Here is a 24,097-nt window from a genome sequence, read left to right as displayed (position 1 = left end):
TCCTAATCCTTAAGCCTATCTTTGATTTCTAAAAATTCATCTAAATTATCCATAAATAAATCAATTAAATTTGGATCAAAATGTTTACCTTTTTGCTCATTAAAAAGATTTAAAATATCTTCTAAAGGCCAAGCTTTTTTATATGTCCTATCACTTCCAAGTGCATCAAAAACATCTGCAATTGCAGTAATTCTTCCATAAATATGAATATCTTCACCCCTTAAGGCATTTGGATATCCACTACCATCCCACTTTTCATGATGAGTATAAGATACAATTGCAGCTGCTTTTAACATTGGTCTTTGGGAATTTTTAAGTATTTCATAACCAATTTGCGCATGGGTTTTCATTATTTCCCACTCTTTATCATCTAATTTTCCAGGTTTATTTAAAATAGAATCAGGAATACCAACTTTACCTATATCATGCATTGGTGAAGCTGTAAAAATTTCATCAATTTCTATCTCACTTAATCCTGCTTTTTTTGCTAAAAGCTTTGAATACTCTGCAACTCTTTTTACATGTTGTCCTGTTTCTTGGCTTCTATACTCTCCCACATCACCTAATGTATAAATTATCTCTCTTTGGGTTTTTTCAACTTCTTTATGTAAATTAACTATTTCAGTAATATCATGTCTAATACCTAGATATTCAAAAATATTTCCTTTTGTATCTTTTAAAGGAAAAGTATGCACATCAAAATGTAACAAATCACCATTTTTACTAGTGTTGGTTATTTTTCCTTTCCATCCATCTTTTGAGAATATTGCTTTAATCTTTTTTTCATACTCATCTTTTTTTAAATCTGTTTGCTTTAAAATAGAGTAATCACTTCCTAATACTTCATCTTTTGCATATCCTAAACAATCAACAAAAGCATCATTTACATAAGTAATTTTCCTATTTAAATCCAATCTTATGATAATATTACTCATATCTATTGCATTTTCATATTGCTCTATTATATTTAAAGAAGAGTCTAAATCCAAAGATTTTTTTTCAGTTTGTTTTTTAAAATACTCTTTAGTTTGCATTAAATAAGTAATATCATTTGATAAAGAGATAAACTCAACAATATTTCCATCCATATCTAAAATTGGTTTTATAATCATATCAAGGTAATATACACTTCCATCTTTAGCTTGATTTTTCACTTCACCTTGCCAAGATTTCTTTTCATTTTTTATTAGATGCCACATTGATAAGAAAAAATCTTTTTTTATATCAGGATGTCTTATTATACTGTGTGGTTTACCAATTAGCTCTTCTTTTTTATAGCCTGATATCTCTAAAAAAGGTTTATTCACATATATAATTTTTCCATTTATATCTGTTTTTGAGATAATTGAACGTTCATCTACAATATCTTTGTATTGTGTTAAAATATTTTGTATTTGTTCTTTCTCTTTTTCAAGAAGAATAGATTTAGCAATAGATACTAAAGTTTCTATCATATCTTTTAAATTTAAAGGTTTAGTTATATAATTACTTACACCCAGATTTATTGATTCAAATAAATATTTTGTATCATTATATGCAGTTGTTATAATTATAGGAATATTACTATTTTCTTCTTTTATTTTTTTTGCCATATCAAGGCCTGTTAAAATTGGCATTTGTATATCTGTAATAATTACATCAATTGATTCTTTATAAAAGATATCTAAACCCTCTTGACCATTATTAGCACAATAAAAGTTTTTAACCTTAGTTTCAAGAAAATATCTCACTTCATCTTGTGTAAACTTATCATCTTCTACATATAACACCGATATTTTCGATAAATAACTTAAAATTTGTGTAGCATCTTGCATAATAAATCCTTTAGTAAGCTAAAGTTTTAACTGTTTTATTTATATTCTAGTAAAATTTAGTGTCATATGAAAGTTTAATATATAGTTTTAAAATAAAATTATAGATATTAGAAGAAAAACTTTAGAAATAGATTTTCTAAAGTTTTATTAATAGCAAATAGTTTGACCTGCTTCTATTTTTTGTCCTACTTTTATATTAAGAGAAAAACGTTTTTCTATTTTTAAAAGTAACTCACCTTGAGTAAATACGCCAAGTTCATCACCTTTTTTATACTCTTTTTCAATAGGTTTATCCAAAGGTGCAGTAGCAAAAGAAGAGACAAATTCCATTATAGTATTCTTAGTAGACAATACCATTTTTTCATTTAGAAGTTTTGCTTTTTTTTCATCAAAGGGCAAAAAAAGACCTCTTCTTAAACTCTTTACTTTTATAAGTGAGTCTTCAGGTGATAATAGTATAGAGTTATCAAAAAGTGAAGCATTTATATAAATTAAATAATAATTCTCATTAAAATCAATTGCTTCAACTTTCCCACTTATTGCTGATACAATAAAAGCTTCATTATCAATAATTACTTTTTTAACTCTATATACATACAAACACAAGAAAAATAGAAAAAAAGTTATTATTGATAAAAACTCTAAATCAATCACTTGTAAAAACACAGCAATGACAAAAAGATACAATGATATCTTTTGTCCTTGTTTTAATATATATTTATCTAGCATATCTTTGCCTATTTATTTTCACTATTTTCTTCTTCTATTTTTTCTTCTTTTAAAGAATCAGTATTCTCTTTTTCATCAGACTTTTTATCAGTTTTTTCTGTATCTTTTTTTGTTTGAGAATCTTCTTCATTTATAGCATCTGAATGTAAATCCTCTTCTTCAAAAACAGTTCCACCATTTGCTTTAATTATCTCTCTTACTCTCTCACCTGAAATAACTTCAATCTCTAATAACTCAGCTGTCATCTCTTCGATGGCTTCTTTATTATCTCTTAAAGATTGTAAAACTGCCTCATATCTATCATTTAATGCTTTTTTAATAAAGTCATCTAAATTTCTAGCCATGTTATCAGAAAAATCTTTTTGTGTTTGTCCACCTAAGAATTGATTTTGTCTTTTTTCTAATACCATAAGACCTGCAACTTCAGTCATACCATAAACAGATGCCATTGATTTAATTATATCAGTTGCTCTTTCTAAGTCATTTCCAGCACCTGTACTAATCTCACCAATAAATACTTCTTCAGCTGCACGACCACCAAGAAGTGTATCAACTTCTGCTATTAATTCATGCTTTTGCATTAAATATTTATTTTCTTCAGGTGTATTTAAAGTATATCCAAGTGCAGCAAGTCCTCTTGGAACTATTGATACTTTATTAACTTTTTTAGCACCTTTAGTTATTTCTGCAATTAATGCATGTCCAGACTCATGGTATGCTACTATTTTTCTCTCTTTTGGAGAAATTCTTCTAGATTTTTTCTCTAAACCAGCTATTTGTCTTTCAACTGCTTCTTTAAAATCACTAGGGTCAACTTGCTCTTTTTTAGCACGACCAGCTAATAATGCTGCTTCATTAATAATATTTGCTAAATCTGCACCTGCAAGACCTGCTGTCATTCTTGCAACTTCTTTTAAATCAACATTTTCACCTAATTTAACATCTTTGATATGCACTTTTAAAATCTCAACTCTACCCTCATAATCAGGTTTATCAACTAAAACTTGTCTATCAAATCTTCCTGGTCTAAGTAAAGCTGGGTCAAGAACTTCTGGTCTATTAGTAGCAGCTAATACTATTACAGGAGCCGCTTCTGTTGAGAAACCATCCATTTCAGCTAATAGCTGATTTAATGTTTGTTCTCTCTCATCATTTCCACCCATTGGTCCGCCACTTGCTCTACTTTTACCAATGGCATCTATTTCATCAATAAAAATAATAGCAGGTGCAACTTTTTTAGCTTGTTCAAATAAGTCTCTAACCCTACTTGCTCCAACACCAACAAACATCTCTATAAATGCAGAACCTGAAACTGATAAAAACTGAACATCAGCTTCACCAGCAACTGCTTTTGCTAAAAGTGTTTTACCAGTACCTGGAGGTCCAACTAAAAGTACACCTTTTGGAATTTGTGCACCAAGCTTAACATATCTATCTGGATCTGATAAGAAATCAACAACTTCTTGAACTTCTTCTTTTGCTTCTTTATTACCAGCCATATCTTCAAATTTAACTTTTGGTTTTTCTGAATTAATCATCTTTTTTGAGCTTCCTATTCCAAGAAGGCCACCGCCTCCTCCTCCACCCATAGATTTAGACATTCTTTTTGCTAAAAACATCCAAATTGCAAAGAATATGAAAATAGGTAATACCCAACCAAATAATATATCAGCTAATACATTCTCTTCATTGATTCCACCATATTCAATATTATTACTTTCTAATTTTGAAATAAGTGTTTCATCAGGAACTACTCTTCTTGCAGTATAAGTAATAACTTCACCTGAACTAGGTTTAGATACAGCTTTAATTTGAGTATTTCCAATTCCAACATATTCAATCTGACCACCTGAAATTAGCTGTTTTAACTCTGAATAAGGTACAGTTTTATGCTTTGTTTTTCCATAAGAGGCAATATTTGAATTTCCTGCATTTTGCATTTGTTCTTCTGGAAATAAAGCTTTAAAAGCTAATATTGTTACTATAGAAAATACCACAAAAACTAATAATGGATTATTATTAAAAAAGTTATTCCCTTTTCCATTATCGTTATTGTTATCTTGTTTATTTGACATAAAATAAAACTCCTTTTTTTATTTAGAAAATACTATTGTTACCCACTCATTTTTGTGAATAACTTCTAATTCTTTTAAGTCCTTGAATTTATTCAAAACCCTATCTAGATGTTTATCCAAAATTCCTGATACTATTAAAATACCATCATCTTTTAAGCAATTTTTTAAATCTTTATGAATCATTACTAAAACATCAGCAACAATATTTGCAATTACGACATCATATTTCTTTTTTGCATTGTTAGCTGAACCTATCCAACTATTATAAAAGTTTACACTATTTAATTTAAAATTCTCTTTTGTATCGGCTATACAAACTTCATCTGTGTCACAAATATCTACATTACACCCCAACTTTGAAGCTGCAATTGATAATATTCCACTACCACAACCCACATCTAAAACATCACTATTTTTTTTAACAAACTGATCTATTGCTAAAATACAAGAAGAAGTTGTTTCATGGTGACCTGAACCAAATGATAAAGCAGGATCTATTATTATATCAATTTTATCTTCTTTTTTATCTTCCCACGATGGTCTAATAAAAAAGTTTCCTACTTCTACTGCTTTTACACTTTTTTGATAATTTAAAATCCAGTCTTGATTCTCTATTTTTTTACAAGTAGTTTCACAAGAGATATTTAATCTTTTTGCAAATTCATTTATCCCAAACTCAACTTGCGTTAAATCATCTTCACTTCTTGCAATAAGTAGTCCATCTTTCTCTTCTATAGCTTCATTTGTTAAAGCACTTAATAGTTCAAGAAATTGTTCATAATGGTTTTTAGGTTTTATTGTTAATTCAAAATAATACTCAGACAAATATTTCCTTTTTCTAAAAGTAAAATATTTTATCCAAATATCTGTTTAAAATTCATTAAAAAAAGCTTTCAATCATATCTCTCATAATTTTAATATCATGAACACGATTTATTATATCTCTAAATTCATTGGCACCAGTGTAACCTTTAGAGTATGAATGTAGTAATTTTCTAAACATTTTAGCACCATGTTCTCCATGAAAATCAATCACAGCATCATAATGCTCTAAAATAATCTCTTTTTTCATTGCTTCTGAAATATCTTCAACACCATGTTTTAGTTGATAAAATACCCATGGTTTTCCAATTGCACCACGACCAATCATCAAACCATCTGCATTTGTATAACTTAATACTTCTTTTGCTTTATTATAATCTTTTATATCTCCATTTGCAATTACAGGAATATTAATAGCATCTTTCATAGCTTTTATTGCATCATAATCAACAGGAGCTTTATATTTTCCAGCTCTAGTTCTTCCATGAACTGAAACAAAATCAACACCACAAGCTTCAACAACTTTGCCAATTTCAACTGGTATTTTTTCATTTACACCAAGTCTTACTTTTGCTGTTGTATATCTTTTTTTGTTATATTTTTTAACTGTACTTAATATTTCTTCTAGTTTTTTCAAATCTCCTAAAAGATTTGAACCAGAACCATGATTAAAAACTTTAGGTGCAGGACAACCACAATTTAAATCTATTCCATCAATTCCATCAATATCATTTAGTATTTCAACGGCATCTCTTACTAATTCAGGTTTATTACCTGCAATTTGAACAAAATAAGGATCTTCTGTTGGGGACTTTTCTATCATTTTTAAAGTTTTTTCTGATTTATAAACTAAAGCGTTTGAAGATATCATTTCTGATATTGTTAAATCAGCACCAAATTTTTTAACGACCCTTCTAAAAGGTAAATCTGTATATCCAGCAAGTGGAGCCAACACCATAAGGGGTTGGCTAAAATCAATTTTCTCTTCCATTAGCTTTTAAAACAAAGGCTTTCTAAAGAGTATTGTTTTCCAGCATCTTTAAGATCAATAAATGCTCTAAATGCAGGGTACTCTTCATCTGCATAACTTGTTAACAACTCTCTTACTCTATCTATCATTTCAAACTCAAATAATACATAAAGATATGCTTCTGTACTACAATCAATCTCTTTTGACAAATCTTCAAATAGTGAGATTAAATCATCTGGTTGATATGCATCTTTGTATAGTTTTGCCAATTCTAAATAATCATTTTTTTCATAATCTAGATTTTTAGTAATTTTTATAACTTCTTCATTTACTATTGCAAAATCTGGGTTTTTTGCACTTTTTTCAAAAAGTTTTTTCCCCATCTCTTTATCTAAAGTTACATTTTCATAAAGTTTCTTAACAGTTGTCATACTTTTTTGATCAACTACATTTAAAAAAGCTTTTTTTATAACATCAGAACTATAATTCATTGGCTTTTTTAAAATTTCAACACAAAAATCAATCTCAGCATCTACTTTATTTAATAGATTTTTATGTGCTAATTTTGAAGTTGCTTCAAGTTTTAACTCTTTATCTTGAACATAAATTCCATTATTAATATCTTTTATTAGTGAAACTATTTTATTAATTTCATTATTTGAAGTTGTAAAATTTGAATCTTTAACCTCAAAATTAATTTGCGAAAGAATATTACTAATATCTTTAAAAGCTTTTGTTTTATAACTTGTTTTATCACCTTTTTGTAATAAATAAGCTTTTATACTTTGCATGATATTTTCTTCGTCTTTTAAAATTGCTCTATATTTTAAATAGCTTTTTAAACTATAATAAAGCATATGAGAAACACTTCCTATAAAAAGCACAAGCAATGGTAAAATTACCCAAACCGCAATTGGCAATGTAAGTGAAATATCAAGAACAGTAATTTTATACTCACCAGGTTCTACACTAAACACATAACCAAAAATTAAAATTATTAATAAAATTGAAAATACAATATATTTTTTAAGTCCCACAACTATTCCTTTTTTACTGTTGTTCTACCTCATATATTTCTCTACAAGGTGTACAAAATTTTGCAAATGGTTTTGCTCTTAATCTACCAATAGCGATTAACTCATCACACATTTCACAAATACCATATTTACCTTTTTCTATTCTTTTCAAGGCGTCTTCTATTTCGTCTAACTCTTTTATTTGTTGATTTGCAATAATTCCTTCTTTAAAACTATCGCTTGAAACTTCTGCATAATCATAATCATCATTACACTCTGTATCTTTTAAAGAGTTGATACTTTCTCTACTTCCATCAATACTTTTTATTATTTGCTCTCTTCTAATAACTAAAGTATCCTTAAGTTCTTGTATTTGTTTTGTATTAGCCACTCTCATCCCTTATTGAAAATTTGAGTATTATACAAAAAATTTAATAAATTACTTATGATAAGGATGATTATTTTTAATACAAAGACCTCTAAATACTTGTTCAATTAATACAAGATGGGCAATTTTATGAGCCATTGTCAATTCACTCAAGCTTATAATTGTGTCACATTTATTTAAAAAATCCTTTTCAAAACCAAATGCTCCTCCAATAAAAAAATTAATTTCTGAATTATTATCGAAAATTTCTGAAAATTTAAAACTATCAATTTTCTTACCTAATACATCCAATACTATATTTAAACTTGAGTTTTTTAAATGCGGTTCATATACTTCACTATATGATTTTTTAGCCTCATCTTCACTTAAAGTTTGAGCTTTTGCTATTTTTTTATTAAAAATGTAATGAATCTCTACTTTAGCATATTTTAAACTCATTTTTATAAATTCTTTTGCCAGTTTATCAAATTCATCATTTGATGGTTTCATTATTGAGTATATATTAATCTTCATAAAGTCCACTTCCTACAACATTAAAATGCACATTTTTAATATAATCATCACATTTTACAGAACCAATTGCACAAACAGGATGTTTTGAAATTTTTGCTAAATAAGATATTTTATCACCTAAAATATTTGACACATCTTTTGTTTTAGTTGCTTTATATGCTCCAAGACCTATCATATCTAAATCAAGTTCATTTGCTTCAAGTATTTCTACTTCATTATGTGTAGAAAGACCTAAAAGTTTATCTTTTATCTTAGCTCTTATTAGTTTTATTGCAATTTTTTTGTCTTTATGAATTTTATGAAAATCCTCTTGCCCTAGGTGAATTCCATCTGCATAATCAATTATGTTTAACTTATCATTTATAATAATTGGTATATTTAATTTTGCTTTTAAAAAATTTAAATTTTCAATTTGAATATTATCATTATTGATTTTATCTCTATATTGAACTAGTTTTATATTTTTATCTTTACAAATTTTTACAAACTCTTTTAAACTTATATTTTTTCTTTTTAAAATTTCAAAGTCACAAAGTCCATAAATATTGTTAAAAGAGACTTTTAAATCTATATTTAAAAGTCTCTCAAGTTTAGTAGGATTCATTAACTAGCTTGAGTTGTTTCTTTATAAAACATCGTTAAAAGATCACTTAATGTTTTTTTCATTTTTGCTCTATTAACCACCATATCAATAGAACCTTTTTCAAGTAAAAATTCTGCTCTTTGGAAGCCCTCAGGTAAATCAGCTCCAATAGTTTGCTTAATAACTCTTTGCCCAGCAAAACCAATTAATGCACCAGGTTCAGCAATAATAATATCACCTAAAAATGCAAAAGATGCAGATACTCCACCCATTGTTGGATCTGTTAAAATAGATATATATGGTAAACCTAAAGCATCAAGTTTTTTAAGTGCAGCAGAAGTTTTTGCCATTTGCATAAGTGAAAATGTTGACTCTTGCATTCTTGCACCACCTGATGCAGAAACAATAATTAAACCTTGGTGTTTTTCCATTGCTCTATTTACAGCTCTTACAATTTTTTCACCCTCAACTGAACCTAAACTTCCACCCATAAATGCAAAATCAAAAACAACAATTTGCACGGGCTTTGAATTTATTGTACATTCACCACTTATAACAGCAGAAGTTCTTCCAGTTTTTTTCTGTGCTTCATCTACTCTTTTTTTGTATGACTTTTTATCAACAAAATTCAATGGATCAACTGGTTTTAAATCAGCATCATACTCAACAAAAGAGTCTTTATCTGATAAAGACTCTATTCTTTTTTTAGCTCCAATTCTCATATGAAAATTACACTTTGGACAAATATTTTGTTGGTTCTCTACTTCTTTAAAGAACATTAAAGCATTACACTCAGGACATTTAACCCAATGTGAAGGAGCATCTTTTTTACTTGGTTGTTCCTTTTTTCTATCAAATGATATTTTGCTAAACAAGTCTTTTAAATCCATTCTAAATCCTTTACTAAACTACATTATCTTTATTTAATATTCTTAAATTTTTCCACTTCATCAAGTTTTTCCCATGGGTAATCACTTTGTCCCACTTGACCTCTACTTGCAACATCTGCATATAAAAATGTCTCTTCTGATGGCTTATCTAATCCAAATTTATCAATAATCCATTTTGGTGTTAATGGATAATTGTCCATTACAAATTGTGATAACTTATCATCATTTGCACTTGTGTAAGTTCCCATTGTATCAACAGAAATAGATGTAGGTCTAGCTACACCAATTGCATATGAAATTTGAACTACTGCTTTTTGTGCAAGTCCTGCTGCTACAATTTGTTTTGCAATCCATCTTGCTGCATATAATCCACTTCTATCAACTTTTGTATAATCTTTTGAACTTTGAGCTCCACCACCAATTGGTGCATATCCACCAAATGAATCAACAATTAATTTTCTTCCTGTTAATCCACTATCATGTAATGATGAGTGAGATACATATCTTCCAGTTGGATTAATATGAATAATTGTACTATTTTTATCATACATAGATGTTGGAAGACCTGTATCATCAATTAATCCTTGGATTAACTCTCTTACTTCTTCAATTGGCATATCTTCAACAGAAGGTGCACTAACAACAATTGTATGAATCTTTTGTGGATTACAATTTTCAAAATTCTCTTTAGTTCCATAATCAACTGTAACTTGTGTTTTAATATCAACACCTAATTTATGCTTATGTTTTAATGCATAGTTATATACTTTATCACAAAGCATTCTAGCATAAGTTATTGCAGCTGGCATTAAATCTGCTGTTTCAGTTGAAGCAAAACCAAACATGATACCTTGATCACCAGCACCAATTTCACCCGAATCTTGATCAACACCTTGATTAATATCAGGGCTTTGTTGATTTAATAATACTTTTACATTTACATCATCAGGGTGTAAGCATTGCTCTTTTGTAAAAGAAGATTTTCCATCATAGCCTATTTTTGCTAGAGCATCTTTTACTAATTTTTCATAATCTTCATTGCTTAACTGACAACTTGATTTAACTTCTCCACCTATTACTACATTTTTACCTGCAACAAATACTTCAGAAGCAACTCTACTATTACTATCTTCTATAATTAATTTATCTACTATTGTATCTGCAATAATATCAGCACATTTGTCCGGATGACCTGCACTTACTACTTCAGAAGTGAATAAATATTGATTTTTGTTTTCCATCTTTGTTTTCCTCTTAGGTTTTCCATTTTTGTTTTCCATTATTTTTAATTACCATTACTGCTGCCTAAAAAATAACAAATATTGCAGCAAGTTGAATATTACTCTACAGTTACTGATTTTGCCAAGTTTCTTGGCATATCAACATCATTTCCTAATCTTATTGAAATCTCCATTGATAAAAGTTGTACAACAACTAACATCTCAAAAAACTCCAACATATAGTGATTAGTTTCTTGTATTTTTACAAAATCATCACTTAACTCAAAATCAAGCGATGAAATCGAGCAAATAGTACTATCTCTAGCACTTAATTCTTCAACATTTGACTTAACCTTGTCATAAAGAAGATTTTGAGGCATTAAAGCAATTGTAAATAGCTCTGGATCAGCTAGTGCAATTGGTCCATGCTTCATCTCACCTGCTGGATACCCCTCAGCATGCAAGTAAGAAATCTCTTTAAGCTTTAAAGCTCCTTCTAAAGCTAGAGGGTAAAATACATCTCTACCTATAAAAAAGAAGCCATGACCGTGTAGGTATCTTTTAGATAATCTTCTTGTTTTTTCATGAATTTTATCTTCAATTCTTAGTGCATTTGGAACTTCTCTTAAAGCTGTAAGCTCTTTTTGCATAATTTCATTACTTATAGAATTTTTTACATTTGCAAAATATAAAGCCAACATCCAAAGTGTTACTGTTTGTGTTGAAAAAGCTTTTGTTGAAGCAACACCTTTTTCAATCCCTGCTCTTGTTAAAATTGTATAATCAGCAAGTCTTGTCATAGAAGAGTTATCAACATTGCAAATAACTAAAGTTTTAAGACCTGCATTTTTTGCCATTTTTAAAACTTCTAAAGTATCCGCTGTTTCTCCACTTTGTGAAATAACTATAAAAAGCGTGTCTTTTGTTAATAAAGGCTGTTTATATCTAAATTCACTTGCAATTTCAACATTACACTTAATCTTACTTAATCTTTCAAAAAGATAAGAAGATGTCATTCCTGCGTGGTAACTTGTACCACATGCACAAATTTTAATTTCATTAATTCCATCTAAGATAGAATCATTAATCTCATCAAATGATGTTGTTTCATCTTTTACTCTTTCAAGCATACAATCACTTACAACATCACTTTGTTCATAAATCTCTTTTTCCATAAAAAATCTAAAGCCATCTTTTTGTGCATACTGTTTTGAAGATGGTAAAGAACTCCAAGTGTAATTATCATCAAAAAACTTAATATCATCAGCACTTGCAATGCCACCAACACCATCTTCTAAATATACCACTTTTTTACATAGCCCTATTAAAGGAGCATCCGAAGATGAGAAAAGAATCTCCTTTTGCTCATTTCCTTTTGCTATTATTAATGGACTTCCATGTTTAAAAAAGAAGATTTTTTTAGGATCTGCTTTAGAAACTAAAAGAATAGAAAAAGCACCTTTTAGTTTTGAGATTGTATCTTTAAAAGCTTGTTTTGTATCATTAATTTTATTATTAATATTTTCAAATAAGTGAACTATAACTTCTGTATCAGTTTGTGATACAAATTTATGTCCTTGGCTTATTAAATCATCTTTTAACTCTTTATAATTTTCAATTATTCCATTGTGAACTACATAAGAGTATTCTCCTAAATGAGGATGTGCATTTAATTCAGTTGGTTTTCCATGAGTAGCCCACCTTGTGTGACCTATTCCTAAATAAAACTCTTTATTCATAATATCTTTTGTTTTTTTTCTTAAGTTTTCAAGTTTTCCCAAAGCTTTATATACATCAATATTATTTTCATTTAAAAGTGCTAAGCCTGCTGAATCATAACCTCTATATTCAAGCTCTTTTAAACCATCAAGTAGTACTTCTGCTGTATTTTTATTGCCGATGTATCCAACTATTCCACACATAAATGCTAAACCTTCATTTCAAATTTGAAGCTGATATTTTACTAAAAAATTACTAAAATTCTTCTTTTATGTTACAAATAACTTAAAAGCTTTTTGTGAATTTTGCTATTTGTTGCAACTATATATTTATCATTGAAAAGTTTATATTTTTTTCCTTTCTCATTTGTTACTTTTCCTCCAGCTTCACTTAAAATAATTATTCCAGCACTCACATCCCATGCTTTTAAATTCATTTCATAATATCCCTCATATGTACCTTTTGCAACATAACATAAATCTAAAGATGCTGAACCTAATCTTCTTATATCTTGACAATTTGGAAGGATATTTTTCATTTGTTTCATAACAGCATTTAAATCATCACTGCATGTTCCACAAGAATAAGGAAAACCAGTAGAAATCAATGCTTTTTGAAAATTTTTTTCTTTAGAAACTTCTATTTTCTTTTTATTTAAATAAGCACCTTCATTTACTTTAGCATAATATAATTCATCTAAAATAGGATTATAAACTACTCCCATATATGGTTTTTTATTTTTATAAACTCCAACAGAAATAGCAGTATGTGGTACTTTATTTACAAAGTTTGTAGTACCATCAATTGGATCTATAATAATAGAATTATCAAATTTTAAACTACTATTATCAGACTCTTCTGCAATTATATTAAAATTACTAAACTCTTTTTTAAATTTTTCTTTTAAAAACTCTTCAACTGCCACATCATATTTTGTAACTAAATCTTTTTTTGCTTTAAATGCTACTTCTTTTTCATTATAGTAACCCTCAACTAAAATTTTTGAAGCCTCTTTGATTATTTTAATTAATTTTTTTTTCATTTTTTATCCAATTTTTTATCCAATTTTTTATCCAATTTTTTCTCTATTTTATCTAAGATTTATTATATAAGACTAAATAATTTTATATTTTATAAAAAAGTAAAAGAAAATATGTTAAAACCTATTTTATGAAAACTTTTGAAAGAATAGAAAAAGAAACACTTTATTTTAGTTCATGCGAAACTTGCGAGGCTCATTGTTGTGATGGGGAAAGAGGTATATTATATGCACAAATACTTCTTGAAGATTTTGAAAAAGTATATGAAAACTTCCCTATTGTTTTTATGTATGGTGAACTTGGTTATTTAAAACCTGTAATTCTTCTTACTAATGGTAAAGAGTTTTGTAGATATTTAGAAAATAATCTTTGCACAATTTATGAAAAAAGACCATCAACTTGTAGAAATTATCCTTTAAGTGCTCACTTGGATAATTCAATATATGTAGATAAAAATTGCCCAGCTATTACAAATGAGGGAACTATAATAGTAAAAAATGGAAAAATAAACAAAGAGTTTAATAATTATAGTTTTTCTGATTATCAAATAAGATATATAAATACTCACTTTTGTTTTCATGAGATAAATAATAGTGATAATTTAACAAAAGCTATTACTTTAAATGGTATTGATTTTTATAAGTTTGTAAAAGATTTTGATGATAAATATGTAAATATGCACCTAGAATCTTTAAAAAATATTGATAAGTACTATTTAAAAGCTATAAAATGAGTTTTACAAATAAAAAAAACCATAAAAAATAGAGCACAAACCCCAAAAAATAACCTTTTTATGATTTAAAAATTGATTCTATATATTTTTTAGATTATTTTTTCAATATATACTACAAATTTAATTTACTTTTAAGCTAGTAAAGTGCTATACTTATTTTATCCAATGTAACGGAGGTTGTAAAAGATAGGAGTTTTAGATAAATAGTTTAAATAGAAAACTTATCACTGTTACAAAAAAATTAAAATAAAAGTCAATAATAAAGACTTGGGAAGTAAGATAAATTTACTTCTAACAGATAATGAAAAAAGGGGAAAGTTAAACTTTCCCCTTTTTTATTTTAACTTTCAATAACTCAAGCATGTCCTAACTTTAACATAACAGTTCCCATTACTATTAATAAAATAGCAATAAATTTTTGTATACTCATCAATTCTTTAAAAATTAACCAACCAAGAAGTGTTATAGCAACAGTTCCAAAACCAGCCCATATTGCATATGCTGTACCTATATCAATTTTTTTTACAGCAAGACCAACTAAGCTAAAAGATATGATATAAAATATTAAAACTGCACCTGCCCAATAATAACTACTTGTTATTGATGTTTGTTTAATACATAAAGTGCCCATTACTTCAAATATAATTCCAGCAAATAAATACCACCAATGCATCTTTATCCTTTTTTCAAAATAGTAGAAATCTGTTTTATATAAAGTGATAATTCATTTTGAAGATTAAAACTATTATCTACTAAATCTCTAAAATACATCCCATCAGCAGTTGCACAAATAGATTTTATAAACTCTTTTTTTGTATGGTTTATCTCATATTCTTTAAAAATATTTAACAATTTATTATCTACATACTCATAATAAAAGTGATTATATTGGCTTACCTCTTTTTTCTTTGAATATACATATGTATGAAAGCTTGCAAAAAAAAGCTTTCTTAAAGTCTTGCATAACTCATCATTGCTAATATAGACACTAAAAAATATCAATAAACTCTCTTCAAAACTTTTACACTTTTCTAAATCTTTTTCACATATATTAAAATACTCAACTGTTTTTTTTCTCATAACTTCAAATACTAACTCTTCTTTAGTTTTAAAATAGTGATAAAACTGACCTTTTGAAATATCAATCTTTTGTATCAATTGATTTAAAGAGATAGTTTCAATCTCATTTTTTTTAAACTCTTCATATGCTTTTTGACATATCTCATCTATTTTTTCTTCTTTATTTACTATTATTGGCATAATAAACCTTTTTATAAACTACTGGTTTATTATATTTACTTTTTACTTTCTTTTTTATAAACCACTAGTTTATTTAATTTTCTTTTTTAAAAGATAAGTTAAAATAGCAGTAAATTTAAAATGAGGATATATGAATATAACAAAGCAAATTAAAAAAGATTTAGAAACATTTACAAATAGTAATAATGTTCAAACATATAAAAGATTTTTTAAGACAAAAGCTGGTGAGTATGCACATAAAGATGTTTTTTTAGGTATAAAAGTTCCAGATATTAGGAAAATAGTAAAAAAGTATTTTTCAGATCTTTGCTTTAGCCATATAGATGAGTTTTTACATTCACCATACCATGAATATAGAATGTTTGCACTTTTAATTTTAACATATCAATATAAATCAAAAAAGTTTAATAAAAAAGAAGAAATATTTAATTTTTATATTAAAAATATATCTTGGGTTAATAATTGGGATTTAATTGATGTAACTTCTCCTCACATTGTAGGTGATTACTTAATAAGAAAAGACAAATCAATACTTTATGAATTTGCAAGATCAAATAACTTATGGAAAAAAAGAGTCGCAATTATTAGTACCTTTGCTTTTATAAATAATAAAAATTACCAAGATACATTAAAAATTGCAGATATATTACTAAAAGATGAACATGACCTTATTCACAAAGCTGTAGGTTGGGCTATTAGAAATGTAGGTAAAAAAGATGAAAATACAATGATTGAGTTTTTAAATCAAAGATATAAAAAGATGCCAAGAACAATGCTTAGATATGCAATAGAAAAACTACCTGAGCATTTAAGACAAAACTATTTAAAAGGTACAATATAGTATTTTTGAAAAATAAAAATAAAAAAACCGCACCTTATAAGAAGGTGCGGTTAACAAATAGTTAAATAAGTTTTAACTAATTTTACATCATACCAGGCATTCCACCCATTCCACCCATGTCAGGCATAGCTGGAGCTGATTTATCTTCTTTAATATCTGTAACTGTAGCTTCTGTTGTTAGAAGAAGTGATGCAACTGATACTGCATTTTGCATTGCAACCCTTTCAACTTTAGCAGGATCTACAATTCCAGCTTCAAACATATCAACATAGTTTCCAGTTGCAGCATCAAATCCATAATTATCACTAGTAGATTTTTTTACTTCATTTACTACAACACCTGCATCAAATCCAGCATTTGTTGCAATTTGTTTTAATGGAGCTGAAATAGCTCTTAAAACAATATCTGCACCAATTTGCTCATCACCTTCAAGCTGTAAAGATACTTTTGCAGCTGCTTTAATTAATGCAGCTCCACCACCAATTACAATACCTTCTTCAACAGCAGCTCTTGTTGCACTTAATGCATCATCAACTCTGTCTTTTTTCTCTTTCATTTCAGTTTCAGTAGCAGCACCAACTTTAATTACTGCAACCCCACCAGAAAGTTTTGCAAGTCTTTCTTGTAATTTTTCTTTATCATAATCACTTGTAGTGTTTGCGATTTCATTTTTTATTTGTCCAACTCTTGATTGAACAGCTTCAGCACTTCCTGAACCATTTACAATAGTTGTGTTATCTTTATCAATTACAACTCTTGAAGCAGTTCCAAGTGAATCAATACCAGTAGCATCTAAACTCATTCCCATCTCTTCAGAAATAACAGTACCACCAGTTAATACAGCAATATCTTCAAGCATTGCTTTTCTTCTATCACCAAATCCTGGAGCTTTAACAGCAGCAATATTTAAAGAACCTCTTAATCTATTTACAACTAGTGTTGCTAATGCTTCACCATCAACATCTTCTGCAATAATTAATAATGGTCTTCCTGCTTGATTAACAGCTTCTAAGATTGGTAACATCTCTTTTAAATTAGATATTTTTTTATCATATAATAAAATATATGGATTTTCCATCTCAGCAATCATTTTTTCAGAATTAGTTACAAAGTATGGAGATAAATATCCTCTATCAAACTGCATACCCTCAACAACATCTAATTCATCATAAATACCTTTTGCTTCTTCAACAGTAATAACTCCATCTTTTCCAACTTTATCCATAGCTTCTGCAATCATAGAACCAATTGCCATATCTGAGTTTGCTGAAATTGATGCAACTTGTTCAATCTCTGTTTTATTAGCAACTTCTTTTGAAGCTTTTTTTATCTCTTCTAAAATAGCTTCTGATGCTTTTGCCATTCCTCTTTTTAAGATAATAGGATTAGCCCCAGCAGTAACATTTCTAAGACCTTCTTTAAATATAGAATAAGCTAATACTGTTGCAGTTGTTGTACCATCACCTGCTTCATCAGCTGTTTTAGAAGCAACTTCTTTTACAAGTTGAACTCCCATATTTTCTATAGTATCTTCTAATTCAATCTCTCTTGCAACAGATACACCATCTTTAGTGATATTAGGAGCTCCAAAAGATTTTTGTAATAAAACATTTCTTCCTCTAGGTCCCATTGTAACTTTTACAGCGTCAGCTAATTTTTCTACACCTGCAAATAATCTATTTCTTGCATTATCACTAAACATTACTTCTTTTGCCATATTACTTTTCCTTCTTTTGTTTATTTAAACTTTTTAAATTAATTATGTAATTGCAAAGACAATTACATAACTCCTATAATATTCTCAACATTTAATACTAAGTATTCTTGTCCCTCAAGATTTAACTCAGTTCCTCTGAATTGTTCAAATACTATTGTATCACCCACTTTAACATCCTCTACTTTTGAACCAATTGCTTCTACTGTAGCAGTATGTGGTTTTTCTTTTGCATTATCTGGAATATAAATTCCACTTGCTGTTTTGTTTTCAACTTCAGTTCTTTTAACCAGAACTCTTTCCCCTAGTGGTTTAAAATTCATTATAGTATCTCCTATCAAGTTATAAAATAAAATTAGCACTCTATTTTTTTGAGTGCTAAATTTTATAAAATTTTTTATTTTTTGTCAAGTGGTTTGAGTTATTTTGACTAAAAGTTTTAATATTATTTATGTCTATGTAGATATTTAAGTAATAACTCTTCTAAAGAGTCTTTTAATTTATCATCTAAAGATCTTAATTGCTCTTCACATTTGTTTGCTAATTTATCAGCAGATTCAACTGCACCATCTAAACCCAAAAGATTAACAAATGAATTTTTTTCATTATCATTTTGTGTAGTCTTACCTGCTTCTTGCTCACTTTGTGTTTCATCAATAATATCATCTTGTATTTGAAACAACAAACCAATATCAATTCCAAAATTATAAAGTTTATCTTGCAAAGCTAAATCATATTGAGCAATAATCGCACCCATTTTTAAACTTGCTGCAATTAGTTTTGCAGTTTTATGAATATGTAAAAACTCCAATTCATCAAGTTTTAATCTGTGATTTTCAAAATGACAATCAATTGCTTGACCAATAATCATACCATCAATACCACCATCACTTGAAAGTGTTTTAATCAACTCTATTTTTATATCATTGCTAAGTGGTGCATTAGCCAAAAGATTAAAACTATGAGTATTTAAAGCATCTCCTACTAAAATAGCTGTTACTTCATCATACTTTTTATGTAAAGTTTGATAACCTCTTCTTAAATTTGCATCATCCATAGCCGGTAAATCATCATGAACTAGAGAGTAAGTATGTAAAAATTCTACTCCTAAGGCAACAGGCAAAGAGTTACTAACTAGAAGTGAATTTTTAGAATTTACAACAGATAATAAAAGCATTGGCCTAAATCTTTTTCCACCTGCTTTTAACATGTGGTCTAAAGCTGATTCAAAATGTGGGTGAAATGTTTTTGAAGAGGGAAGATTACTATTTAAATAATCTTCAAATTTATTTAATAATTGTTTCATTTTTAAGATTTTTGTCCAAATGAACCCATTCCACCCATCATATTCATGGCCATCATTTTTTTATTTTCATCAGATTGCTTAATAACATCATTCATACATGAGATTAAAAGTATTTGTAAAGAGTCTTTATCATCCATCAAAGAATCATCAATTTTCAAATCAATAACTTCACTATTTCCATTGATTGAAATTTCAACCATTCCTCCACCTGCTTTTGCAGTAAAAATCTTAGAAGCATTATCTTCTTTTGCTTGATTTGCCATATCTTGAACTTGGCTCATCATATCATTTAAATTTATTTTACTTAAATCAATTCCATCAAACATGGTCACTTCCTACAAGTTCATTTGTCACAGTATCAATATTGTTTTTTTCATCAACAATAACGACTGTTGGTTTATAAGTTTTTAATTCTTCTTCGCTATAAGAAGCATATGAAATAACAATAATTTTATCACCAATTTCAACTTTTCTTGCTGCTGCTCCATTTAAGCACATATCTTTACTTCCAGCTTTGCCTTTTATTACATATGTAGCAAATCTTTCACCATTATTAATATTTACTATTTCGACTTTTTGTCCAACAAGTAAATGTGCAGCTTCCATTAGCTCTTCATCAATTGTAATTGAACCAACATAGTTCAAATTAGCATCTGTTACAGTTGCTCTATGAATTTTACTATACAACATATCAAATGTCATTTTTTTAACCCTTTATTTTTCCAAACTAACTGGTTCACCCCAAAACTCTTTTGGGATTAAAAACTCAGTTACAGGATCATTACTTAATATATGTTCATCTACTATTCTATCAATTTTTTCCTTAGATAATTGACAATACATATAATGCCCAGGCTCTATTAACATCAATGGCCCCATTTGGCATCTTCCTAAACATGAAGTTCTTATAGGCTGAACAGCTCCCATAAGACCTTTTTGCATCAATATTTGCGATAAATAATTGAATAAATCTTGTGTATTTTCATCAACACATGATGGCTTTGGCATGCCAGGAGGAGCACTTTGTTCACATTTGAAAATATAAAATGTTGGTTGAGGGTTAGCTTGCATTTCCATAATTTTCCTTATAAACATCATTTTATTAAATTCTAACAAACAATTATTAAATCTTTATAAAATAATACTTTTAATAATAGATTAAAAATTTTAATATTATACTTTTTATAAATATTTTTAAAAGGAAATTTATGGGAAAAATTATTTTTCTTCTTTGTTCATTAACTTTTTTATTACAAGCTGCAAATCCAATTGCTATTATTGACACAAACAAAGGTAAAATTGAAGTTGAATTAAGAAAAGATTTAGCTCCAAAAGCAGTAGAAAATTTTGTTACACATGCAAAAAATGGTTATTATAATAATGTAATTTTTCACAGAGTTATAAAAAATTTTATGATTCAAACAGGAGATCCAACAGGTACAGGAAGAGGTGGAGAATCAATTTGGAAAAAACCATTTAAAGATGAGTTTGCACCAAATGCAGTTTTTGATAAAGCTGGTATTTTAGCAATGGCAAATAAGGGTCCTAATACAAATGGTAGTCAATTTTTCATTACAACAGTTCCTGCATATTGGTTAAATGGTAAACACACTATTTTTGGATATGTAAAAAAAGGAATGGATACAGTAAAAAAACTTGAAAATGTTCCAACAACAGGCCAATATGAAGGGAATAAACCTTTATCTGAACAAAAAATAAAAACAATAACAATAAAATAGAGTATTTATATACTCTATCTTGTTCCAAAAATCCTTTGAATCAATGATTTATCACCTGTTTGCATTATCTCTTTTTCCATTTTTTCAGCTTTTTTAGCTTCTGCTTTTGCTTTTTCTTGCCAGTACTCAATCTTTTGTTCCATCATTTCAGCGTTTTCAATTTTTCCTAGTTTTCTTTTCATATCATGTAATTCTTGTTCTAATTCTTCTATTTCTAGTTGGGAAGTAACTTCTATTTGTTTACATTTTTTTTCATAATACTCTATTGTATCTTCTAGTTTTACATTTAATTTCTTAACTTGTATTTTTAAATCTGCATTCTCTTTATTTGTTTTAAGAGTAAAAGTACTATCTTTTTTACTTTTTTGTTCATTACTAATATAATAATTAAGTTCAGATCTTAATTTTTTATTATCTTTACTTAAATTTTCAATTTTATAAAGGTATTTATCCCTTTCTGTTTTTATAGAAATAATCTCTTTTTGTAACTGCTTTATATCATGTTTCAAATTATTTATTATTACAGTTTGTTCAGCAGAACCTGCCTTACTTTTAATAAAGATATCACCTTTATCTTTCATTAGTGCCAACTGAACTTCTCTTTTTTTATTTATTTCATCAGTAATATCTTTTTGAACGCATAAAGAACCAGTGATTTTATTGTTATCATCAGTTGTAGTAATAATATAAGTATCACTAATATAATAACCATTCTCTTTTGTTCTATTTTTTATTCGCCCTTTCCATTGATTATTACTAAGAATATTTGAGTATATCTCTTCATATATTTTAGAATCAGTATCACTATGCTTTAAAATACTTAGTTCACTACCTATTAACTCTTCTGAAGTAAAATTAGTAGTTTTGCAAAACAGTTCATTTACATAAACTATTTTCATTTGTGCATCAGTTTTTATAACTATATTATTTACATCAATAACATCTTTATATTTTTCTAACTCTTCATTTTGTTTAGCAATAAGTTCATTTTGATATAAAATAGTAGCAAGTTCATTTAATACCACAAGTAAGTTTCTTATATCAATAGGTTTTATAATATAATCATGCACTTTAAGTTTTATGGCATCTGCTAAATACTCATTATCTGAGTATGCAGTTGTAAAAATCACAGGAATCTCTTTGTTATGCTCTCTGATTCTTTTTACCATCTCTATTCCATTTAGATATGGCATATTTATATCTGAAATTATTACATCAATTTTTCCACTATTTTTAACATATTGTTCAATTCCATCTTTCCCATCTTTTGCAACAAATATTTTTCCAAAAAAATTAGATAATAAAGAAGACAACTCATTTCTTATGTTATCATCATCTTCTACATATAAAGCTCTTAATCTTTTTAAAATATCTTTATCAATTGACATTTTTATTTAATTCCATTGTAGTTATTAGCTCAATAAATTTCATAAAATCAAATGGTTTTAACAAATAATCTTTAACTCCATACTCTTTTGCTTTATCAATATACTCAATCTCTGTATGTGCAGACATTATTATTATTGGTAAATCAGGGTTAGTCTGTTTTAAAATTTTTATCATTTCTAAACCATTCATTATAGGCATATTTATATCTGTTATAACTGCATCTAAATCTGGGTTTTTTTCTATTAAGTCTAAAGCCTCTTGTCCATTTTGTGCAGTTAGAAAATTTGCTTCTAATTTATTTAAGGTATCTGTGATTATATTTATTAAATCATCTTCATCTTCTACAAAAAGAAGCTTTAATTTTCTAAGTTGAAAGATTTTTTCTTGCATTATGAATCTTTTAATTCGTCTTTATGTACAACAGCTTCAATATCCATAATAACAAGCATTTGATTATTTTCTAATCTTACAAATCCTTTTAAATATCTAGATGGTATTGCTGAACCCATATCTGAAACAGGAGCAAGAGAAGAAGTATCAAGTCTTTGTACATCATCAACTTTATCCACAATTATTCCAATCATTCTTTTATCTTCTGTTATAACTGCAATTACTGCTGTATTACTATCATATACAGGTTCTCCTGTATTAAACTTTATTCTAATATCTAAAATAGGTACAACTTCTCCTCTTAAATTAATAAGACCTTTTACCCAATCTTCTGTATTTGGTAAATGTGTAATAATATCTGGATAAGTTAAAATCTCTCTAATCTTTGGTAATTCAATTGCATACTTCATAGCACCAAGTTCAAAAGTCATATATTCACTTGTGTTCTCATAATCAATTACATCATGTTCTTGAGGGTTATTGATGTTTGAGCTGTTATTTCCATTACTATTTATTGTTTCCATTTTTTCTCCTTATATTAAAAGATTACTCTTCATTTTTCCATTTTGCATAAAGTTCATTAGCAGATTTGATCTCAGCTTCAGAAGCTCTTCTTCTACAAGATAAATACCCCTTTGAACCATCGCAACTCTCAAATGGATATATTGTGGCAAATACCCAATAATACCCTCCTGTTTTTGTGGCATTTTTTACATAGCCTGTCCAAATATCACCTTTTTGTATTGTATCCCACAAGCTTTTAAATGCCTTTTTTGGCATATCTTTATGTCTTACCATATTATGTGGTTGTCCCATTAACTCTTCTAGGCTATACTCTGCTATTTTACAAAAATCATCATTTGCAAATGATATTATACCTTTTTCATTTGTTTCACTTACTAAAAATGCATATTCATCTAGTACTGTTTCTTGTCCTGCTGCCATA

General features: G+C 27.8%; 28 protein-coding genes. 3 read left to right on the top strand and 25 right to left on the bottom strand.

Annotated features, from left to right (window positions below; translation table 11 throughout):
• Positions 1-2: 2 nt before the first annotated feature.
• From ACAN_RS03070 to ACAN_RS03010, 13 genes are all read right to left on the bottom strand, one after another.
• The gene (locus tag ACAN_RS03070; RefSeq protein ID WP_099335376.1) at positions 3-1,814 is read right to left on the bottom strand and encodes a PAS domain S-box protein; all 1,812 of its coding nucleotides are present in this window, start codon (positions 1,812-1,814) and stop codon (positions 3-5) included.
• A 147-nt stretch (positions 1,815-1,961) separates the two neighbouring features.
• A complete protein-coding gene (locus ACAN_RS03065) occupies positions 1,962-2,543 on the bottom strand; it encodes a phosphatidylserine decarboxylase (protein WP_099335375.1) in 582 nt (193 codons plus the stop codon).
• An 8-nt stretch (positions 2,544-2,551) separates the two neighbouring features.
• Entirely contained in the window at positions 2,552-4,618 is a 2,067-nt protein-coding gene (ftsH, locus tag ACAN_RS03060) for an ATP-dependent zinc metalloprotease FtsH (RefSeq protein WP_099335374.1), read from the bottom strand.
• 18 nt (positions 4,619-4,636) lie between these two features.
• Complete coding sequence (locus tag ACAN_RS03055) at positions 4,637-5,443, bottom strand: 50S ribosomal protein L11 methyltransferase (RefSeq protein ID WP_099335373.1); 807 nt, start codon at positions 5,441-5,443, stop codon at positions 4,637-4,639.
• A 55-nt stretch (positions 5,444-5,498) separates the two neighbouring features.
• Complete coding sequence (locus ACAN_RS03050) at positions 5,499-6,431, bottom strand: tRNA dihydrouridine synthase (protein ID WP_099335372.1); 933 nt, start codon at positions 6,429-6,431, stop codon at positions 5,499-5,501.
• On the bottom strand, positions 6,431-7,447 hold the full coding sequence (locus ACAN_RS03045; RefSeq protein ID WP_099335371.1) for a hypothetical protein: 1,017 nt from the start codon (positions 7,445-7,447) through the stop codon (positions 6,431-6,433). The genes ACAN_RS03050 and ACAN_RS03045 overlap by 1 nt, the downstream gene beginning before the upstream one ends.
• Before the next feature lie 13 nt (positions 7,448-7,460).
• Positions 7,461-7,817 (bottom strand): RNA polymerase-binding protein DksA, encoded by a 357-nt coding sequence (gene dksA, locus ACAN_RS03040; RefSeq protein ID WP_099335370.1) that lies wholly within the window; start codon positions 7,815-7,817, stop codon positions 7,461-7,463.
• Positions 7,818-7,865: 48 nt separating this feature from the next.
• A complete protein-coding gene (locus tag ACAN_RS03035) occupies positions 7,866-8,327 on the bottom strand; it encodes a 23S rRNA (pseudouridine(1915)-N(3))-methyltransferase RlmH (protein WP_099335369.1) in 462 nt (153 codons plus the stop codon).
• Positions 8,317-8,931 carry a thiamine phosphate synthase gene (locus ACAN_RS03030; RefSeq protein WP_099335368.1) on the bottom strand — a complete coding sequence of 205 codons (615 nt, stop codon included), beginning with the start codon at positions 8,929-8,931 and terminating at the stop codon, positions 8,317-8,319. Before ACAN_RS03030 ends, ACAN_RS03035 begins: the two co-directional genes overlap by 11 nt.
• Positions 8,931-9,800, bottom strand: a complete 870-nt coding sequence (gene accD, locus ACAN_RS03025; RefSeq protein ID WP_079580170.1) for an acetyl-CoA carboxylase, carboxyltransferase subunit beta — start codon at positions 9,798-9,800, stop codon at positions 8,931-8,933. Before accD ends, ACAN_RS03030 begins: the two co-directional genes overlap by 1 nt.
• 29 nt (positions 9,801-9,829) lie before the next feature.
• The gene (metK, locus tag ACAN_RS03020; protein ID WP_228150674.1) at positions 9,830-11,041 is read right to left on the bottom strand and encodes a methionine adenosyltransferase; all 1,212 of its coding nucleotides are present in this window, start codon (positions 11,039-11,041) and stop codon (positions 9,830-9,832) included.
• A 98-nt stretch (positions 11,042-11,139) separates the two neighbouring features.
• The gene (gene glmS / locus ACAN_RS03015; protein ID WP_099335366.1) at positions 11,140-12,942 is read right to left on the bottom strand and encodes a glutamine--fructose-6-phosphate transaminase (isomerizing); all 1,803 of its coding nucleotides are present in this window, start codon (positions 12,940-12,942) and stop codon (positions 11,140-11,142) included.
• A gap of 71 nt (positions 12,943-13,013) precedes the next feature.
• Positions 13,014-13,781, bottom strand: coding sequence for an inositol monophosphatase family protein (locus ACAN_RS03010; protein WP_099335365.1), 768 nt, complete (start codon positions 13,779-13,781; stop codon positions 13,014-13,016).
• 128 nt (positions 13,782-13,909) lie between these two features.
• Here ACAN_RS03010 and ACAN_RS03005 point away from each other — a divergent pair, with 128 nt between their 5' ends.
• Positions 13,910-14,512 (top strand): YkgJ family cysteine cluster protein, encoded by a 603-nt coding sequence (locus tag ACAN_RS03005; protein WP_099335364.1) that lies wholly within the window; start codon positions 13,910-13,912, stop codon positions 14,510-14,512.
• A 355-nt stretch (positions 14,513-14,867) separates the two neighbouring features.
• Here ACAN_RS03005 and ACAN_RS03000 read toward each other — a convergent pair whose 3' ends face one another.
• The gene (locus tag ACAN_RS03000) at positions 14,868-15,185 is read right to left on the bottom strand and encodes a DMT family transporter (protein ID WP_099335363.1); all 318 of its coding nucleotides are present in this window, start codon (positions 15,183-15,185) and stop codon (positions 14,868-14,870) included.
• Between the two features lie 2 nt (positions 15,186-15,187).
• A complete protein-coding gene (locus ACAN_RS02995) occupies positions 15,188-15,772 on the bottom strand; it encodes a TetR/AcrR family transcriptional regulator (protein ID WP_099335362.1) in 585 nt (194 codons plus the stop codon).
• Positions 15,773-15,902: 130 nt separating this feature from the next.
• Between ACAN_RS02995 and ACAN_RS02990 the strand changes: the two genes are divergently transcribed.
• Complete coding sequence (locus tag ACAN_RS02990; protein ID WP_191287722.1) at positions 15,903-16,613, top strand: DNA alkylation repair protein; 711 nt, start codon at positions 15,903-15,905, stop codon at positions 16,611-16,613.
• A gap of 82 nt (positions 16,614-16,695) precedes the next feature.
• On the opposite strand, the gene groL is transcribed toward ACAN_RS02990, so the two are convergent.
• The 6 genes from groL to ACAN_RS02960 form a co-directional block, all read right to left on the bottom strand.
• Positions 16,696-18,330: a chaperonin GroEL gene (gene groL, locus ACAN_RS02985; protein ID WP_099335361.1), complete on the bottom strand. Its 1,635-nt coding sequence runs from the start codon at positions 18,328-18,330 to the stop codon at positions 16,696-16,698.
• Positions 18,331-18,392: 62 nt separating this feature from the next.
• A complete protein-coding gene (gene groES, locus ACAN_RS02980; RefSeq protein WP_099311475.1) occupies positions 18,393-18,650 on the bottom strand; it encodes a co-chaperone GroES in 258 nt (85 codons plus the stop codon).
• A gap of 122 nt (positions 18,651-18,772) precedes the next feature.
• Positions 18,773-19,633, bottom strand: coding sequence for a polyprenyl synthetase family protein (locus tag ACAN_RS02975; protein WP_099335360.1), 861 nt, complete (start codon positions 19,631-19,633; stop codon positions 18,773-18,775).
• Positions 19,634-19,635: 2 nt separating this feature from the next.
• On the bottom strand, positions 19,636-19,959 hold the full coding sequence (locus tag ACAN_RS02970) for a YbaB/EbfC family nucleoid-associated protein (protein WP_099311477.1): 324 nt from the start codon (positions 19,957-19,959) through the stop codon (positions 19,636-19,638).
• The gene (gene panD / locus ACAN_RS02965; RefSeq protein WP_099335359.1) at positions 19,952-20,335 is read right to left on the bottom strand and encodes an aspartate 1-decarboxylase; all 384 of its coding nucleotides are present in this window, start codon (positions 20,333-20,335) and stop codon (positions 19,952-19,954) included. Before panD ends, ACAN_RS02970 begins: the two co-directional genes overlap by 8 nt.
• A gap of 12 nt (positions 20,336-20,347) precedes the next feature.
• Positions 20,348-20,710, bottom strand: a complete 363-nt coding sequence (locus ACAN_RS02960) for a (2Fe-2S) ferredoxin domain-containing protein (protein ID WP_099335358.1) — start codon at positions 20,708-20,710, stop codon at positions 20,348-20,350.
• A 131-nt stretch (positions 20,711-20,841) separates the two neighbouring features.
• Here ACAN_RS02960 and ACAN_RS02955 point away from each other — a divergent pair, with 131 nt between their 5' ends.
• On the top strand, positions 20,842-21,372 hold the full coding sequence (locus ACAN_RS02955) for a peptidylprolyl isomerase (protein ID WP_099335357.1): 531 nt from the start codon (positions 20,842-20,844) through the stop codon (positions 21,370-21,372).
• Positions 21,373-21,386: 14 nt separating this feature from the next.
• Here the strand turns inward: ACAN_RS02955 and ACAN_RS02950 are convergent, their stop codons facing one another.
• From ACAN_RS02950 to ACAN_RS02935, 4 genes are read right to left on the bottom strand one after another with little or no spacing between them, the layout of a single operon-like run.
• Positions 21,387-22,760 (bottom strand): response regulator, encoded by a 1,374-nt coding sequence (locus ACAN_RS02950; protein WP_099335356.1) that lies wholly within the window; start codon positions 22,758-22,760, stop codon positions 21,387-21,389.
• On the bottom strand, positions 22,750-23,151 hold the full coding sequence (locus tag ACAN_RS02945; RefSeq protein ID WP_099335355.1) for a response regulator: 402 nt from the start codon (positions 23,149-23,151) through the stop codon (positions 22,750-22,752). The genes ACAN_RS02950 and ACAN_RS02945 overlap by 11 nt, the downstream gene beginning before the upstream one ends.
• On the bottom strand, positions 23,151-23,675 hold the full coding sequence (locus ACAN_RS02940) for a chemotaxis protein CheW (protein ID WP_079580186.1): 525 nt from the start codon (positions 23,673-23,675) through the stop codon (positions 23,151-23,153). The genes ACAN_RS02945 and ACAN_RS02940 overlap by 1 nt, the downstream gene beginning before the upstream one ends.
• Before the next feature lie 22 nt (positions 23,676-23,697).
• A complete protein-coding gene (locus tag ACAN_RS02935) occupies positions 23,698-24,096 on the bottom strand; it encodes a PAS domain-containing protein (RefSeq protein ID WP_099335441.1) in 399 nt (132 codons plus the stop codon).
• Position 24,097: the final 1 nt, after the last annotated feature.

Origin of the sequence: Malaciobacter canalis (genome assembly GCF_008000835.1) — a bacterium.
GTDB classification, from domain to species: Bacteria; Campylobacterota; Campylobacteria; order Campylobacterales; family Arcobacteraceae; genus Malaciobacter; species Malaciobacter canalis.
Note: the sequence above shows the minus strand (reverse complement) of the source record. Positions and strands in the feature narration are given on the sequence as shown.

What these genes read in the sequence shown, in the direction of transcription:
- ACAN_RS02990 (WP_191287722.1), top strand. Translation starts at nt 15,903, where the DNA reads ATGAATATAACAAAGCAAATTAAAAAAGATTTAGAAACATTTACAAAT.
- ACAN_RS02950 (WP_099335356.1), bottom strand. Translation starts at nt 22,760, where the DNA reads ATGTCAATTGATAAAGATATTTTAAAAAGATTAAGAGCTTTATATGTA.
- ACAN_RS02970 (WP_099311477.1), bottom strand. Translation starts at nt 19,959, where the DNA reads ATGTTTGATGGAATTGATTTAAGTAAAATAAATTTAAATGATATGATG.
- ACAN_RS03035 (WP_099335369.1), bottom strand. Translation starts at nt 8,327, where the DNA reads ATGAAGATTAATATATACTCAATAATGAAACCATCAAATGATGAATTT.
- ACAN_RS02975 (WP_099335360.1), bottom strand. Translation starts at nt 19,633, where the DNA reads ATGAAACAATTATTAAATAAATTTGAAGATTATTTAAATAGTAATCTT.
- ACAN_RS03065 (WP_099335375.1), bottom strand. Translation starts at nt 2,543, where the DNA reads ATGCTAGATAAATATATATTAAAACAAGGACAAAAGATATCATTGTAT.
- groL (WP_099335361.1), bottom strand. Translation starts at nt 18,330, where the DNA reads ATGGCAAAAGAAGTAATGTTTAGTGATAATGCAAGAAATAGATTATTT.
- ACAN_RS03000 (WP_099335363.1), bottom strand. Translation starts at nt 15,185, where the DNA reads ATGCATTGGTGGTATTTATTTGCTGGAATTATATTTGAAGTAATGGGC.
- ACAN_RS03050 (WP_099335372.1), bottom strand. Translation starts at nt 6,431, where the DNA reads ATGGAAGAGAAAATTGATTTTAGCCAACCCCTTATGGTGTTGGCTCCA.
- ACAN_RS02960 (WP_099335358.1), bottom strand. Translation starts at nt 20,710, where the DNA reads ATGGAAATGCAAGCTAACCCTCAACCAACATTTTATATTTTCAAATGT.
- ACAN_RS02945 (WP_099335355.1), bottom strand. Translation starts at nt 23,151, where the DNA reads ATGCAAGAAAAAATCTTTCAACTTAGAAAATTAAAGCTTCTTTTTGTA.
- ACAN_RS02940 (WP_079580186.1), bottom strand. Translation starts at nt 23,675, where the DNA reads ATGGAAACAATAAATAGTAATGGAAATAACAGCTCAAACATCAATAAC.
- ACAN_RS02955 (WP_099335357.1), top strand. Translation starts at nt 20,842, where the DNA reads ATGGGAAAAATTATTTTTCTTCTTTGTTCATTAACTTTTTTATTACAA.
- ftsH (WP_099335374.1), bottom strand. Translation starts at nt 4,618, where the DNA reads ATGTCAAATAAACAAGATAACAATAACGATAATGGAAAAGGGAATAAC.
- ACAN_RS02935 (WP_099335441.1), bottom strand. Translation starts at nt 24,096, where the DNA reads ATGGCAGCAGGACAAGAAACAGTACTAGATGAATATGCATTTTTAGTA.
- ACAN_RS03030 (WP_099335368.1), bottom strand. Translation starts at nt 8,931, where the DNA reads ATGAATCCTACTAAACTTGAGAGACTTTTAAATATAGATTTAAAAGTC.
- ACAN_RS03005 (WP_099335364.1), top strand. Translation starts at nt 13,910, where the DNA reads ATGAAAACTTTTGAAAGAATAGAAAAAGAAACACTTTATTTTAGTTCA.
- ACAN_RS03010 (WP_099335365.1), bottom strand. Translation starts at nt 13,781, where the DNA reads ATGAAAAAAAAATTAATTAAAATAATCAAAGAGGCTTCAAAAATTTTA.
- metK (WP_228150674.1), bottom strand. Translation starts at nt 11,041, where the DNA reads ATGGAAAACAAAAATCAATATTTATTCACTTCTGAAGTAGTAAGTGCA.
- glmS (WP_099335366.1), bottom strand. Translation starts at nt 12,942, where the DNA reads ATGTGTGGAATAGTTGGATACATCGGCAATAAAAATACAGCAGAAGTA.
- groES (WP_099311475.1), bottom strand. Translation starts at nt 18,650, where the DNA reads ATGAATTTTAAACCACTAGGGGAAAGAGTTCTGGTTAAAAGAACTGAA.
- panD (WP_099335359.1), bottom strand. Translation starts at nt 20,335, where the DNA reads ATGACATTTGATATGTTGTATAGTAAAATTCATAGAGCAACTGTAACA.
- ACAN_RS02995 (WP_099335362.1), bottom strand. Translation starts at nt 15,772, where the DNA reads ATGCCAATAATAGTAAATAAAGAAGAAAAAATAGATGAGATATGTCAA.
- accD (WP_079580170.1), bottom strand. Translation starts at nt 9,800, where the DNA reads ATGGATTTAAAAGACTTGTTTAGCAAAATATCATTTGATAGAAAAAAG.
- ACAN_RS03070 (WP_099335376.1), bottom strand. Translation starts at nt 1,814, where the DNA reads ATGCAAGATGCTACACAAATTTTAAGTTATTTATCGAAAATATCGGTG.